Origin of the sequence: Geobacillus kaustophilus, from assembly GCF_000948285.1 — a bacterium.
In the GTDB taxonomy this organism is placed as follows: domain Bacteria; phylum Bacillota; class Bacilli; order Bacillales; family Anoxybacillaceae; genus Geobacillus; species Geobacillus thermoleovorans_A.
Genome location: NZ_JYBP01000003.1, coordinates 2,581,406 through 2,596,495 on the forward strand (window position 1 = coordinate 2,581,406; position 15,090 = coordinate 2,596,495).

16 protein-coding genes and 1 pseudogene are annotated in these 15,090 nt (G+C 52.3%); 5 read left to right on the plus strand and 12 right to left on the minus strand.

The features are described 5' to 3' along the window. Positions 1 to 40: 40 nt before the first annotated feature. From LG52_RS13385 to fabL, 7 genes are all read right to left on the minus strand, one after another. Complete coding sequence (locus LG52_RS13385; RefSeq protein ID WP_044732299.1) at positions 41 to 1,645, minus strand: ABC transporter substrate-binding protein; 1,605 nt, start codon at positions 1,643 to 1,645, stop codon at positions 41 to 43. Then, entirely contained in the window at positions 1,642 to 2,664 is a 1,023-nt protein-coding gene (locus LG52_RS13390) for an ABC transporter ATP-binding protein (protein ID WP_044732300.1), read from the minus strand. Before LG52_RS13390 ends, LG52_RS13385 begins: the two co-directional genes overlap by 4 nt. After that, a complete protein-coding gene (locus tag LG52_RS13395) occupies positions 2,630 to 3,655 on the minus strand; it encodes an ABC transporter ATP-binding protein (RefSeq protein WP_044732301.1) in 1,026 nt (341 codons plus the stop codon). Before LG52_RS13395 ends, LG52_RS13390 begins: the two co-directional genes overlap by 35 nt. Before the next feature lie 601 nt (positions 3,656 to 4,256). Beyond that, positions 4,257 to 4,790, minus strand: a complete 534-nt coding sequence (locus LG52_RS13400) for a DUF402 domain-containing protein (protein ID WP_044732302.1) — start codon at positions 4,788 to 4,790, stop codon at positions 4,257 to 4,259. Positions 4,791 to 4,920: 130 nt separating this feature from the next. After that, complete coding sequence (locus tag LG52_RS13405) at positions 4,921 to 5,130, minus strand: YgaB family protein (RefSeq protein WP_044732303.1); 210 nt, start codon at positions 5,128 to 5,130, stop codon at positions 4,921 to 4,923. A 228-nt stretch (positions 5,131 to 5,358) separates the two neighbouring features. Next, the gene (locus tag LG52_RS13410; RefSeq protein WP_011229970.1) at positions 5,359 to 5,550 is read right to left on the minus strand and encodes a gamma-type small acid-soluble spore protein; all 192 of its coding nucleotides are present in this window, start codon (positions 5,548 to 5,550) and stop codon (positions 5,359 to 5,361) included. A gap of 58 nt (positions 5,551 to 5,608) precedes the next feature. After that, positions 5,609 to 6,358, minus strand: coding sequence for an enoyl-[acyl-carrier-protein] reductase FabL (gene fabL / locus LG52_RS13415; RefSeq protein ID WP_044732304.1), 750 nt, complete (start codon positions 6,356 to 6,358; stop codon positions 5,609 to 5,611). 60 nt (positions 6,359 to 6,418) lie between these two features. Between fabL and LG52_RS13420 the strand changes: the two genes are divergently transcribed. Beyond that, positions 6,419 to 6,643, plus strand: a complete 225-nt coding sequence (locus LG52_RS13420; protein WP_011229968.1) for a hypothetical protein — start codon at positions 6,419 to 6,421, stop codon at positions 6,641 to 6,643. Here LG52_RS13420 and mutY read toward each other — a convergent pair. From mutY to LG52_RS13440, 5 genes are all read right to left on the minus strand, one after another. Next, positions 6,640 to 7,740: an A/G-specific adenine glycosylase gene (mutY, locus tag LG52_RS13425; RefSeq protein WP_044732305.1), complete on the minus strand. Its 1,101-nt coding sequence runs from the start codon at positions 7,738 to 7,740 to the stop codon at positions 6,640 to 6,642. The two genes, LG52_RS13420 and mutY, sit on opposite strands and share 4 nt — an antisense overlap. Positions 7,741 to 7,842: 102 nt before the next feature. Then, a complete protein-coding gene (locus tag LG52_RS13430) occupies positions 7,843 to 9,108 on the minus strand; it encodes an OFA family MFS transporter (RefSeq protein ID WP_044732306.1) in 1,266 nt (421 codons plus the stop codon). A gap of 16 nt (positions 9,109 to 9,124) precedes the next feature. Then, entirely contained in the window at positions 9,125 to 9,916 is a 792-nt protein-coding gene (gene fdhD / locus LG52_RS13435) for a formate dehydrogenase accessory sulfurtransferase FdhD (protein ID WP_044732307.1), read from the minus strand. Then, positions 9,855 to 10,109: a hypothetical protein gene (locus LG52_RS20325; protein ID WP_197074551.1), complete on the minus strand. Its 255-nt coding sequence runs from the start codon at positions 10,107 to 10,109 to the stop codon at positions 9,855 to 9,857. Before LG52_RS20325 ends, fdhD begins: the two co-directional genes overlap by 62 nt. Positions 10,110 to 10,175: 66 nt before the next feature. After that, positions 10,176 to 10,523 carry a DUF2294 domain-containing protein gene (locus LG52_RS13440; protein ID WP_044732308.1) on the minus strand — a complete coding sequence of 116 codons (348 nt, stop codon included), beginning with the start codon at positions 10,521 to 10,523 and terminating at the stop codon, positions 10,176 to 10,178. 261 nt (positions 10,524 to 10,784) lie between these two features. Between LG52_RS13440 and fdhF the strand changes: the two genes are divergently transcribed. The 4 genes and pseudogenes from fdhF (at position 10,785) to LG52_RS13460 (ending at position 15,070) form a co-directional block, all read left to right on the plus strand. Further along, complete coding sequence (gene fdhF, locus LG52_RS13445) at positions 10,785 to 13,748, plus strand: formate dehydrogenase subunit alpha (RefSeq protein ID WP_044732309.1); 2,964 nt, start codon at positions 10,785 to 10,787, stop codon at positions 13,746 to 13,748. Then, a complete protein-coding gene (locus LG52_RS13450; protein ID WP_044732310.1) occupies positions 13,741 to 14,229 on the plus strand; it encodes a DUF1641 domain-containing protein in 489 nt (162 codons plus the stop codon). Before fdhF ends, LG52_RS13450 begins: the two co-directional genes overlap by 8 nt. 392 nt (positions 14,230 to 14,621) lie before the next feature. Then, positions 14,622 to 14,801, plus strand: a pseudogene (locus LG52_RS13455) (metal-dependent hydrolase); the annotation flags it as partial. Positions 14,802 to 14,908: 107 nt separating this feature from the next. Next, positions 14,909 to 15,070 (plus strand): small, acid-soluble spore protein K, encoded by a 162-nt coding sequence (locus LG52_RS13460; protein ID WP_044732312.1) that lies wholly within the window; start codon positions 14,909 to 14,911, stop codon positions 15,068 to 15,070. Positions 15,071 to 15,090 lie beyond the last annotated feature (20 nt).

A 15,090-nucleotide genomic window follows, 5' to 3' on the forward strand; every position in this document is an offset into this window, starting at 1 on the left:
CAAAGAGGGGAAGATGCGCTCCTTCCCCTCTCTCAGTCGATTATCGGAACTCGACTTTCGTAAACTTATCCGAACCGGTCGGGTGCGGGTTAAATCCTTGGATATTTGCCTTGCCGGCCAACAGCGGAGTTGAATGGACGAGCGGAATCCATGGCGCTTCTTCTTTAATGATCTCTTGCGCTTTTTTATACAGCTCATTCCGTTTGTTTTCATCGCTCACCGTTTGCGCTTCAACTAAAATTTTATGCAGCTCATCATTCGAGAAATAGGTGTAGTTGTTGCTGCCGATGCTGTCTTTGTCAAGGAGCGCATATAAGAAGTTATCCGCATCGCCGTTGTCGCCCGTCCAGCCGAGCAGGAAGGCGTCCGCTTCCCCTTTGGCGAGCTTATCTAAATAGGTCGCCCACTCATATGTTACAATTTTCGCTTTCACACCGATTTTGGCAAAATTCGCTTGAATGGCCTCAGCGATTTTTTGCCCGTCCGGCATATACGGACGCGGCACCGGCATCGCCCACAGTTCGATTTCAAAGCCATTCGGATAACCCGCTTTCGCAAGCAGCTCCTTCGCTTTATTCAAATCAAACGGATAGTCTTGAATCGCATCGTTGTAACCCGGGATGCTGGGCGGCATCGGGTTTTTCGCCGGTTCCGCTTGGCCGGCGTAAAACGCATCGATGATCGCTTTCTTGTCAACCGCGTAGTTCAACGCTTGGCGAACCAACTTGTTTTTCAGCGGCCCTCTCGTCGCCGTCAGTCCGACATAGGCGACGTTCATCGACGGGCGCTTGAAAATTTGAAACTCTTTGTTTCCTTCCACTTGTTTTAAGTCCGTCGGATTCAAGTCTTCCATAATGTCAATTTCGCCTTTTAACAGCGCATTGAGGCGCGCCGAGTTGTCCGGAATGGACACGAAGATGAGCTGGTTCAGCTTCGGATAGCCTTTTTCCCAATAGTCTTTATTTTTTTCAAGTACGATCCGTTCGTTCCGCTTCCATTCTTTAAAGACGAACGGGCCGGTCCCGACTGGGTGTTCGCCAAACTTGTCGCCGTATTTTTTCACTGCTTCTGGGCTGGCGATGGCAAACGGGGTCATGGCGAGATTTTTCAAAAACGGTGCTTGCGGACGCTTCAGCACAAATTGCACCGTGTACTTGTCGAGCGCCTTTACTTCTTTAATCACATGACTGTCATCATTTTTGTAACCGCCAAACATCGATCCGTAATACGGAAACTTGTCGGCATTGCCGTTCGCCCAACGCTCGAAGTTAAAGACGACGGCATCGGCGTTAAACTCTGTCCCGTCATGGAACTTGACACCTTGGCGCAGTTTAAACGTATAGGTCAGTCCATCGTTTGAAATCGTCCATTCCGTCGCCAACGCCGGCTTGATGGACGTATCGTTGTCATTGTAATCCAGCAGCGTATCAAAAATGTTTTTCGTTACTTTCAGCGACTCCCCATCCGTCACAGTCGCTGGGTCAAGCGACACCGAATCACCGCCGCGCCCGTACACCAGCGTATCCTGGGTCGACGGTTTGTCACTGCCACCCCCTGCGGTTTGCTTCGACTTGCCGCAGCCAGCTAAAACAAGCATGACTGCCAGCATCATGGCAAGCCACGTAAACCATGTTTTTTTCCTCATCGTGTTTCCCCCTTGTGTTTCATTTGTTTATCATCACGTTGCTCACCTGTTGGCTCGTATAAATGGCAAGCAACGTAATGTCCATTGGCCACTTCTCGCCATTCCGGACGCCGCTGGCGGCAAATATCCATACAGGATGCGCAACGCGTATGGAATGCGCATCCTTGCGGCGGATTCGCCGGGCTTGGCAAATCGCCGGAGAGCAACTGTCGTTCTGTTTTATGATCAGGATCTGGAATCGGCACAGCGGACAAAAGCGCCTGCGTATACGGATGCTTCGGCGATTCGTATAACGACTCGCTGTCCGCCAGTTCAACCATACGCCCCAAATACATGACGCCGACCCGGTCGCTGATATGGCGAACGACCCCTAAATCATGGGCAATGAAAATATATGTAAGCCCAAACTGCTTTTGCAAATCTTCAAGCAAATTGAGAACTTGCGCTTGAATCGATACATCAAGCGCCGAAACCGGTTCATCGGCGATGATCAGCTTCGGATGAGTCATCAGCGCCCGCGCGATGCCGATGCGCTGACGCTGGCCGCCGCTGAACTGGTGGGGATAGCGTTTGGCATGATACGAACCGAGCCCGACCACCTCGAGCATCTCCCGCACTCGCCGCTTCCGCTCCTCTTTTGATCCAATGCCGTGGACGATGAGCGGCTCTTCCAAAATTTTTTCGACTGTATGGCGCGGGTTCAGCGAAGCGAACGGGTCTTGGAAAATCATCTGCATATCGCGCCGCAACCGGCGCAGCTCCGCTTTTGATAAAGCGGTTACATTCTTCCCTTCAAATAGAATCGAACCGTCTGTCGGCTCAATGAGCCGCAGCAGCATTCGGCCCGTAGTCGACTTGCCGCAGCCCGACTCTCCGACAATGCCAAGCGTCTCACCGCGGTACACGGTGAATGTCACATCATCGACCGCTTTGACCGTCCCAATTTGTTTGCCAAAAACGCCCCCGGTAATGGGAAAGTATTTTTTAAGCCCTTTCGCTTCGAGCAGCGGCTCGCTCATCAACTAGCCCCTCCTTCTCTAACACCAAAAAACAGCGGGCGCGATGGCCTTGTTCACTCGTTTCGTACAATAGCGGATCTTCGTGGCGGCAGCGGTCAACGACCCATTCGCACCGAGCGGCAAACCGACAGCCGCAACGGACCGTTCCGGGTTTTGGCACTTGGCCGGGAATGGAATACAGCCGCTCCTTTTTGCCGCGGATATCCGGGATCGAGCGGATCAAACCAGCAGTGTACGGATGCTTCGGATTGCGGAAAATGTCCCGAACGCTTCCTTCTTCCACGATTTGGCCAGCGTACATGACAATGACGCGATCGCATAGTTCAGCGACAACTCCTAAATCATGGGTGATCATCATCACCGCTGTGCCGAACGTCTGGTTCAATTCTTTCATCAGCGCTAAAATTTGCGCCTGAATGGTCACATCAAGCGCCGTCGTCGGCTCGTCCGCGATCAAGAGCGCCGGACGGCACACCATCGCCATCGCAATCATCACCCTCTGGCGCATGCCGCCAGACAACTGATGCGGATATTCGTCCAACAGTTGCTCAGCGCGCGGCAATCCGACGAGCTTCAGCATCTCCACCGCCCGCGCTCGCGCTTCTTTTTTTCCTATTTTCGTATGTATGCGAATCGCTTCAACCAATTGATCACCAATCGTAAACAGCGGATTCAAAGAAGTCATCGGCTCTTGAAAAATCATCGCGATCTCATTGCCGCGAATTTGCTTCATCCGCCGCTCCGAGGCTTCGATCAAGTTCTCGCCTTTAAACCAAATCTCCCCGCCAACCACCTTGCCGATTCCTTTTGGCAACAACCCCATAATAGACAATGACGTCACACTTTTCCCACACCCGGACTCCCCGACAATGCCAAGCACTTCGCCTTCACGAATGGAAAAATCTACACCATCGACCGCCGGGATCTCCCCATCATCCGTAAAGAAAGACGTCCGAAGCCCACGAACTTCCAATAAAATCTTTTCCCCCATCACGCTCCCCTTCTCTCATTCGATTTTGATGAAACTTTTGCTCTCTGAATAAAATTATGCCATGTATTGTTTTCTAACACAATATAATATTATAAAAAATTAAAATTATTTAAAAAATGGAAAGTAATAAAATAACGAGGGGATGAAACAATCCCTCGTTGATCTTATTGTTGTAAAGATGCACGCACCTTGAACGACCATTTTCACGCCGGATAGATTGCAAAAATAGCGCATAGAGATTTTTTATCATAATTTCTAACGTCTCATTCCATTTTTGCCTTCAAATCAACTGATCACTCCTGCTTGACCGTCACCATTCCTCATGCATGCGGGAAAAAGCAGAAAAACTGCCGACTTGCGAACAGGATTTTTCATGTCGCTATTTCTCATCTCTAATCGAGACCCCTGCTTTTAATCATAAGCGTTAGCAAGGCATCCCAACCGTGGGACGCACGAGAATGGCTTGACTGACAACCTGCCGCGGGGCGGATGTTCCCGACAATTCCCCGCCTCACCATCAGCTCTTCATGCGTGCCGCTTTCGGCAAAAAAGCAGAAAAAACCTGCCAGCGGTGCCGAACAGGCTTTTTTCATGCCGCTATTTATTTTTGGTAAGCTTGAAACATCGCGTACCATTTGTCAATGAACTCGGGCGCAAACGGCCCTTTCCGCTCCTTAATCCAGCCGATCAGTTTTTGAACGTTGTTTTTTAAAATGCGGTCGATCACATCCGGATAACGCATCTCGCGGCGGTGCCGCTCATACTCATCTTCATCCAGCAGCATGTACGTCATATCGGGAAACACTTTAATATCCAAATCATAATCGATGTACTTCAGCGCTTCTTCATCCCAAACGAACGGCGAACTTAAATTGCAATAGTAGTACACTCCGTCCTCACGAATCATGGCGATAATGTTAAACCAGTGTTTGGCGTGAAAAAAACAAATCGCCGGCTCGCGCGTCACCCACGTCCGGCCGTCAGCTTCCATAACAAGCGTCTTGTCATTGCCGCCGATCACATACGATGGCGTTCCTTTTAATACGACCGTTTCCTGCCAAAGGCGGTGAATCGCCCCATTATGTTTGTAGCTATGAATTTGAATAATTTTCCCGTCCCGAGGGTAAGCTGGCATCATTCTTCCCTACTTTCCGATGGGAGCTTCTTCGTTATATTATACCCTGTTCCTTTTGGAAAAGAAAAGCAGGCCGCCTTGTTGAGAAAAAGGCAACTGGCGCATTGGCTCAAAGACCGCGGCCTATCCGTCAGACGCCGGATGCCATCTGCCCTACCAACGCACGGCGGATGGCTTCCACTTCCCGTTTCATTTGCCGCACTTCCTCGCGCAAAGCAGAGGTCGGCGCTTCACGTTCGAGTTCATCCAACTGGCGGGTGATCTCCTCACAACGCTCCATCTCCTGTTGCAAAAACACCGCCTCGTCGCCTACATTCGTCCATGCGTGCTCTATCGCCATTCCGTTCTCCCTTCCCCTTTGCCGTGTAATTTCCTTATCATCATTTCGCGGTCTCATCGGCAAATCCCTTTCACTAATCTTATAAAGAGAGGAGAGCTTTTATCGACAAAAAAAGCAGAGGCGCGCCGCCCCTGCTTTTGCCTTCCATATTCGGCCGATCGCCTGCGCTCTTGTAGCGACATGCGCCGTCGTCACAACCGCCAGGCGTCAGCCATAGATGATCGTTAGTTATTGATTGACGTTTTGCGCTTTGCGTGCTTCCGCTTGCGCGTTTTGTTGTTTTACGTGTTGCACATTTGTCTCAGCCGCAAATTCCGTCGCAAATTGACCGGCTTGAGCGGCTTGAGCCGATTGAGCATTTTGTTGTCTTACTTCTTGAATGTTCGTGCCAGCTGCTGTTTTGTTCGGTTGTTTGGCCATTGTTCTCACCTCCACGTGCTTTACTATGCCCTCAAGGCGATCGTTCTATCCGCTGGCGTTACAAAAGTAAAGATCTTCCACCGTCGACGATGATCGTTTGTCCGCGAATCATCTCGGCTGCATCCGACAATAAAAACATCACCGCATTGACGATATCTTCCGGTTGAACCGGGCGACCAGCCGGCGTATTGGCCGCAGCGTCAGCGAGGAGCTCGCCGCGGTTCGGGAAGTGCTTCAGCGCATCGGTATCGACCGCTCCGCCGGAGACGGCGTTGACGGCGATGTTTTTCGGCGCCAGCTCGACAGCCAAGTAGCGGGTCAGCGCTTCAAGCGCGGCCTTTGAGACGCCGACCGCCGTATAGTTTTCCAAATAGCGGATCGACCCGAGCGAGCTGATGCTCACAATTTTTCCGCCGCCAACCCGCTCCATTCGTTTCGCCGCTTCCTGGGCGCAAAACAAAAGCGCTTTGCTGTTGATGTTCATCGTCCAGTTCCAATGCGTTTCTTCCAATTCCATCGCCGGACGCAACACGCCGGATGCAGCGTTGTTCACGAGCACATCGACCCGTCCGAACACCTGATCGATTTGGGCGAACATGGCGCGAATTTTCCCAACGTCACCAACGTTCGCTTTCACGACGAGCGCTTTTCTCCCGAGCGCTTCAATTTCGTGCGCCGTTTCTTCGGCGGCGGTTTTGCTGCGGGCGTAATTGACAACAATATCATATCCTTTCTTGGCCAGCCGCAAGGCGATCGCTTTGCCAATGCCGCGGCTGCTGCCGGTGACCACTGCTACTTTTCCGCTCATGTTTTTCACTCCTTATACATATAATATAGCCGAATTCCATAGACGAGGGAGGAGCTGCCTATGTACGTCGGCCGCGATATGACTGAGCTGTCGATGATTCCGAAAACGGAATGGACCGATGACGAACTCGCTTATTTTCATCATTCGTTCCAACAAATCGCTCCATATTTAAACGTCGAAGGGCAGACGATTCACCGCGAAATCATCGAGGAAATCGAAGCGCGCGGCGGCCTTGGGCGCCGTGAAGCAACGTATACACACGGCACGATGCCGGTGCCTGATTAATCAGGGCGGCGCACTCCGCCCGCCCATTCTTTATATTCGCGCCAAACACGTTGATGGGATACCGGAAAGGCGTACGCCTCGAGCTCATCCTCAGACACAAGCCGAAAAGGCTCCTTGGTGGACTCGCTGCTGATCAGGCGGCCGGGAAACACGGTCAACTGCCAGACTAAATGGGAAAACGCATGCTCAAACGAAACGATCGATTCTATAAGCTCTACTTGCAAGCCGTATTGCTCGCCAACCATTTGCTCGAGCTTCTCTTTTCCATCCACTCCGTCCGTTTCGCAGCTGGGGAACTCCCATAAGTTCGCAAGCAAACCAGTGCTGTCGCGCTTGCGAATGAGAACGCGGCCTTCATCATCGGCCAGCACCGCGACGGCGATCGGCACTTGCTTGACCGTTGTTTTTTTCGTTTTCACCGGCAGCTCTTCCGCCACCCCTTCGGCGAACGCTTGGCAGTAGGCTTGCACCGGACAAAGAAGGCACGACGGGCGTCGCGGCGTGCAAACAAGAGCGCCGAGCTCAATCAGCGCCTCGTTAAACACTCCCGGGTTTTCGTACGCCATAATTTCGCGGACGATTTGTTCAAATCGTTTTCTCGTCGACGGTTTGGCAATATCGTCTGTTACGAGAAACAGACGCGACAAGACGCGCATTACGTTGCCGTCAACAGCCGGCTCCGGGACGCCATAAGCGAGGCTCAACACCGCCCCGACCGTATACGGCCCGACTCCTTTCAGTCTAGAAAATTCATCTGGATCGTCCGGCACTTTGCCGCCATAGCGCGTTTTCACTTCTTTCACCGCCGCGTGCAAGTTGCGCACGCGCGAGTAATAGCCGAGTCCTTCCCACACCTTCAGCACCTCATCCTCATCAGCGTCAGCGAGCGCCTCCAACGTTGGAAACCGATCGATAAACTGTTCAAAATACGGAATGACCGTCTCGACGCGCGTTTGCTGCAGCATCACTTCCGACACCCATACTTTGTATGGGTCGCGGTCTTTCCGCCACGGCAGGTCGCGGCGCTCGCGGGCGAACCAGTCAAGCAAATCGCGCTGAAACTCGCGCGCTGGAAATCGCTTTGTTTCTCTCGTCATGCAAAGTTTCCCCCATGATGCCTATTGTCCACCTTATTATATCAAAAAAACCCCCGGCAGGGCTTGCCGCACGCCGAGGGAGGAAACGGAAGGAAATCGTTTTCAACTTTCTTTAGCCGCAGAGACATAGGCGATTTGTTCATGTTGAGCGCGCAGTCGGCGAATATCGATGCGCACGAGCAACGAGATGATGAAAGCGATGACAAACAATCCGCCAAAAAAGGCCAAGCTCCCTTCGTAAGAACCGGTCGTGTCTTTGATATACGCGGCAAACATCGGTCCAACGAGACCCGCCGCGGCCCAAGCGGTCAAAATGTAGCCGTGAATGGCACCGAGTTGCTTTGTGCCGAACAAATCGCCGATATACGCCGGAATACAGGCAAATCCGCCGCCATAACACGTGTAGACAATCGTCAACATAATGATAAATAGCCATTTGATGGATACGTTCGGCAACAGGAAGAAAATCAAAATTTGCAAAACGAAAAACGTCGTGTACGTATTTGGCCGTCCAATATAGTCGGAAGCCGACGCCCAACCGATGCGCCCTAACCCGTTAAACACCCCGATGGCGCCAACCAGTGCCGCCGCTGCCGTTTGGCTGATGCCGATGCTTTCCACCGCCAACGGTTTCGCCACTGCCAAAACGGCAATGCCGCACGTCACGTTAATAAACAGCATGAACCATAAATACCAAAACCGTCTTGTTTTGACAGCCTCATTGGCCGTCAATTGCGCCAAATCAAGCGAAGGTTTGGCTTTTCCGGCCTTCACTTTTTCCTGAAATCCTTCCGGCAGCCATCCTTCCGGCGGTTTTTCTAAATAAAGAGAAGATAACGTCATAATGACAAAATACGTAATCCCTAAAATGAAAAACGTATTTTGGACGCCGACGGAGGCAATCAAACTGTTCATCACCGGACTCGCGATCGCTGCGGCAAAACCGAACCCCATAATCGCCAGACCCGTAGCCAAGCCACGGCGGTCCGGAAACCATTTAACGAGCGTCGACACCGGCGCAATATACCCAACGCCAAGCCCGATTCCACCCAACACACCGTAAAACAAATACAGCAAGTATTTCGAGCCAAGCGCCACAGCCAATCCGGAACCCGTCACCCCGAGGCCAAAGAAGATGGCGGCCAATAGCCCGGATTTCCGCGGTCCGTGCTTTTCAACAAAATGGCCAAGAAACGCAGCCGACAATCCTAAAAATAAAATCGCAATGCTGAACGTGAGCGCCACTTCCTGATCGGACCATCCAAACAGTTGTTTTAATGGATTGGTAAAATTGCTCCACGCATAAACAGACCCAATCGAAATATGAATGCCGACGGCCGATAACGCAATGAGCCAACGGTTTTTCACAGCCTCTCCTCCCCTTTCATCCAATTATGATCCGACTCTCATGCGTATACACGTTAAACGCCTGTCCGCGCAAAAAGCCAACGACGGTTATGCCGAGTTCATCCGCCAAATCTAAGGCCAGCGTCGTCGGCGCCGATTTCGAGAGCAGGACGCTCACTCCCATTTTCGCCGCCTTTAATAGCACTTCCGACGAAACGCGGCCGCTGAATACGATGAGCTTGTCTTTCATCGCAACTTGATGGCGCAGGCAATAGCCATACAGTTTATCAAGCGCGTTGTGACGCCCAATGTCAGAGCGGGCAACGACGATCCCGTCCGGCGTGGCGAGCGCGGCGTTGTGAAGACCGCCCGTCGCCGCAAAGTCCGTCGACTGCTCGTGCAGCACTTCCATGAGGTGAATGCAGTCATCCGCCTTCACGGCGATGCCGCCGACGATCGTTTTCGCCGTCTTCATGTCATTGTAAAAATAAAACTGCCGACTTTTTCCGCAACAAGAGCCGATGAACCGCTTGGCGTAAAACTGTTTGGCCGGCAGTCCGCCTGCGGCGAGTTCGACATAAGCAAAGCCCCGCTCTCCATCAATGGTCATCCCTTTGATGTCGCTGTACGTCCGAATGGCTCCTTCCGAGGCCAAAAATCCGATTACCAATTCATCTAGATGCGCCGGCGTGCAAACGACCGTCGCGAACTCCTCGCCGTTGACCATCACGGTCAACGGAAACTCGAGCGCAATCTCATCTTCCTCCTCAATGAAGCGCCTGTTCCGGTACTTCACGATCGGCCGCCGTTTCGCCGCAAACCCGCTCACCTTGCCATTCCCCCTTTCCATGCAAAATAAAGCCGCCGCCTTCCGGACAGGAGAACAAACTCACCCCTGTCAGCGAAAAGCGGCGGTAGTTTGCGCCCAGCACTTCTGCAGCGAAACCAACGCACATCCGTTTCCGAAACCTGCCTGCCAAGCGGCAAAACCGTTTAGCCGGCAAGGCTTCTCCTATTTCCATGTTGCTAACATTCATAAGCATACCACGAACGGCAGCGAAAAACAATTGTTTCTGTTCACAAAATCGTCACAATTCAATCGGTTTTTCAAATACAAAAACGGAAACAGCCATATCCTCTTCCACTTTAATATCACTGAACAAATAAAGAAGCTTCGAACCGACAAGCTCTTCCATGCCGTCCGGCACATGCTGGGCGTATACATCTTGAATCATTTTCGTTCTCGCCGCATGCACCATGTCCCGCCCTTCCGGCGTGCGGGCGATAAATTTTTCCGTCGGCGTCAAATTGCCGTGCAAAATGGTGATCGCCAAATTGTCAACAAAATACGTTTTGATTCGCTCCGGCCCTTTGCCAAACAGCTGTTTGCGCACTTTGCGCACAATATCGTTGAAAGCGGCTTCTTTTCTTGACATTCTCATCCCTCCTTGCGCTCAGCAGAAAAACTTCCGATCCATCCGTTGTGTTCTTCGTTTCGCCGTACTATAATAAACTATAGCAAATGTATACATAGTGGAAAAATAATAAGGCAAGAAGCGGCCTTGTTATTTTTCTACTAAATATAAAAAGTTTGGATTGGTTGTTTAGTACTGTGATGCTAAAGAACTACTCCACCACGATGAAGCATTCGTCTCGTCGCTGGTGGAGTTTTTTATTTTGACAAAGGGGGAACGACGATGGAAACGCAAACGGTGACGGTCACTATCAACGGGCGTGCCTGCCCCGCCAAGCCCGGGATGACGATTTTGGAAGTCGTCAATGAACACGGCATTCCGCATCCGCAAGTTTGTTATACACCAGAGCTTGGCGCCATTCAGACGTGCGACACGTGCATCGCCGAAGTCAATGGAACGCTGCTTCGCGCCTGTGCGACTCCGGTTGAGGACGGCATGGTCGTCGAGCTCAACTCGCCGCGGGCGAAAGCGGCGCAAAAAGAAGCGATGGACCGCTTGTTGGAAAACCATCTCTTGTACTGTACGGTGTGCGACAACAACAACGGCAACTGCAAGCTGCACAACACGGCGGAAGTGATGCAAATTGAACATCAAACGTATCCGTACCGGCCGAAAGTCGATCCGTCCGAAGTCGACATGTCGCATCCGTTTTACCGCTACGACCCGAACCAATGCATCGCCTGCGGGCAATGCGTCGAGGCGTGCCAAAACTTGCAAGTGAACGAAACACTTTCGATCGATTGGGAAGCGGAACGGCCGCGCGTCGTTTGGGACGGCGGAGTGCCGATCAACGAATCGTCGTGCGTCAGCTGCGGGCATTGCGTCACCGTCTGCCCGTGCAACGCGTTAATGGAAAAATCGATGCTTGGCGAAGCCGGGTTTCTGACCGCCCTAGATAAAGACGTGCTCAATCCGATGATCGACTTTGTCAAAGAGGTTGAACCGAACTATACGAGCATTTTTGCCATTTCTGAAATCGAAGCGGCCATGCGCGAACAGCGAATCAAAAAGACGAAAACGGTTTGCACGTTCTGCGGCGTCGGCTGTTCGTTTGAAGTATGGACGAAAGGGCGGAAAATTTTAAAAGTCCAGCCTGTATCCGAAGCGCCGGTCAACGCGATTTCCACATGCGTCAAAGGAAAATTCGGCTGGGATTTCGTCAACAGCGAAGAGCGCCTAACGAAACCGTTCATTCGCAAAGGCGATGTGTTCGTCGAGTCGACATGGGAAGAAGCACTCGATCTAGTTGCCGAAAAACTTGGCGCGATCAAGCGGCAATACGGGGGCAACGCCATCGGTTTTATTTCATCATCCAAAATTTCCAACGAGGAAAACTATTTAATGCAAAAGCTCGCGCGGCAAGTATTTGAAACGAACAACGTCGACAACTGTTCGCGCTACTGCCAGTCTCCCGCGACCGACGGCTTGTTCCGCACGGTCGGAATGGGCGGCGATTCCGGCACGATTCACGACATCGCCTCGGCTGGCCTTGTCATCATCATCGGCGCCAACCCGGCCGAAGGGCATCCGGTCATCGCCACCCGCGTCAAACGGGCGCATAAACTGTTCGGACAAAAACTCATTGTCGCGGACTTGCGCCGCAATGAAATGGCGGAGCGGGCTGACCTGTTCATCCGCCCGAAACAAGGCACCGACCAAGTATGGCTGATGGCCGTGACAAAATACATCATCGACCAAGGCTGGCACGATGAGGCGTTCATTCGCGAACGCGTCCATTTCTTTGAAGAGTTTAAACAATTGTTGGAAAAATATACGCTTGATTATGCCGAACAAGTCACCGGCGTCGCCAAAGCCGACCTCATCCGCATCGCCGAAATGATCCATGAAGCGGACGGCACGTGCGTCCTCTGGGGCATGGGTGTGACACAAAACACGGGCGGCAGCGACACATCGGCGGCGATTTCGAACTTATTGCTCGCAACCGGCAACTACGGGCGCCCGGGCGCCGGCGCGTTCCCGCTCCGCGGCCATAACAACGTCCAAGGCGCCTGTGACATGGGCTCGCTTCCTGCGTGGCTGCCTGGCTACCAACATGTCACCGATGACGCCGCGCGCGCGAAGTTTGAAAAAGCGTACGGCGTCCGCATCGATGCGAAACCAGGCCTTGACAACATCCAAATGCTCGAAGCGGCCGAGCGCGGCGAGCTGAAAGCGATGTATATCGTCGGCGAAGATATGGCGCTTGTCGACTGCAACGCCAACCATGTGCAAGAGACGTTGGCAAAGCTTGACTTTGTTGTCGTTCAAGACATTTTCTTGTCAAAAACAGCGCAATTTGCCGATGTCATCTTGCCAGCAGCGCCAAGTTTGGAAAAAGAAGGAACGTTCACGAATACCGAGCGCCGCATCCAACGTTTTTACCAAGCGCTGGAGCCTCTTGGCGACTCCAAGCCAGACTGGTGGATCATTCAAGAAATCGCGAAGCGGCTTGGCGCCGATTGGAATTACGCCGGTCCGAAAGAAATCATGGATGAAATTGCCAGCCTCGCTCCACTGTACTCACAAGCGCATTACGACCGGCTCGAGGGCTGGAACAGCCTTTGCTGGGGCAGCCACGACGGCGCTGATACGCCGCTGTTGTACAAAGAGCGGTTCAACTTCCCGGACGGCAAAGCCCGATTTGCGTTAGCCGATTGGGTCGAACCGGCGTCATATCCAGAAGAGTACGATTTGCTTGTGAACAACGGCCGATTGCTCGAACATTTCCATGAAGGAAACTTGACGTACAAATCAAAAGGCATCGAACATAAATTTCCAGAAGTGTTCGTCGAAGTATCCCCTGAGCTCGCCAAAGAGCGCGGCATTGAAGATGGGGCGCTCGTTCGACTCATCTCGCCGTACGGCCGCGTCAAAGTGCGCGTGCTCGTCACCGATCGAGTCAGAGGCAATGAACTATTCTTGCCGATGCACTCCACCGCAAACGAAAGCGCCATTAACATGCTGACCGGCCCGCAGACCGACCATCGCACGAACACGCCGGCTTACAAACAAGCCCGCGTGCGCATGGAAGTCATTGAACGATCCGGCAAGACGCCTCTGCCGCGTACAAATCCGCGCTTTAAAAAGCGCCATCCGCAAAACGGCGTCGAAGTGGAGCGGAAGTGGCGGCGGAGCGACTACGTGCCGCTCACTGAGGAAAACAAGGGGGTGACGATCGGTGGCTAAGCCGATTACCACCATTCAAAAGCGCCAAATGACTGAGGAAGAAAAACGAGCTGAAGCGCTGGCCAAGCTGAAAGCCGCTGTCGGCGACAGTGAAGAGGCGGTCCGCGAGCTATTGGAGTTCATCGAGCAGCTCCATGAAAGCGGCCTGCTCGAAGCGGCCAACGCCTTGTTGAAAGCGCGGGAAGACGTGGCGAAAATCGTCGTTGGCCAGCTCAATCAAAAACCAGTGACAACGATGATCAACCATGCGTTCGCCATAGCTGACCTTGCCGCTTCACTTGATCCGGAGAAAACGGCGAAGCTGCTTGAGCACATCGCCGCCGGCGCGATGGAGGCGTACGAACAAAACTCCGTCGAAACAAAAAAAATCGGGTTGTTTGATTTGCTTAAAGCCATCAATGACCCGGACATCAACCGCGCGATCCGCTTTTTCCTGTCCGCTCTCAAAGCGATCGGCAAACGGTTCAGAAATGACGGCTGATCGATCGGCTGGCAGAGAAAAGGACAGTTGACCAATGAGCACCAAAAGAATGGATAGTGAACCGATCTTCCAACAGCATGGAATGCTCCCCACTTACCCTATATAGACGTTGAAGTGGGGAGCTTCTCCGTTCGAGATGATCAACAAAACGTCCCGCCTTATGCGGGGCGCTTTTCGTTTTTGGTTGAAGCGCTTCCTTTTGGTTTGACGAACGGTTTGCTTCCTGTTTCCTTTTCTCACTCCACTGTCTATCCATCGGTTCCTTTTTTGAATCTTTGGGTTCATCTTGACTTTTAAAGACAAACATGACAGCAATGTTGCTCAAAGAGACGTATGGTATTAACGAGGAAAAATGCTGTTTTGATTTTCTCTACCATGATCGTCTTTATTTCGAATACGATGATTACTATGAAGTGCGCTTTACTGATTTGCGCTATCGAAGCAAAGGGTATTACCCGTTTGTCGCTGTCGTCCAGCTCGACCGCAATCTCAATATTGTCAGCTCATACACCGGCTGGATTTTCAGCGAAGGCAAGCTGCGCAAAAAGCTCGAACTTGCTCCAAACAGCTGATGGGCTCCGTCCCAATCATTGCCACACATAAGCGCTACAGGGTGTCCCATAATAAAAATACGTGTTGGCCATCCAACACGAGCACGCCGTTAAGGAGGGAATGTGCCGTGCGGAACAAAGCGCACAACTTCCCGAACCAAAACAACAACAAGCTCGAAGGCGAACCGCGCGCCAAGGCCGAGTACGCCTCGAAGCGGGCCGACGGCACGACCAACACCCACCCGCAAGAACGAATGGGCGCCTCCGGCGAACGAAGCGATTTCTTTTAACATGGAAGGGGGAGCACGGC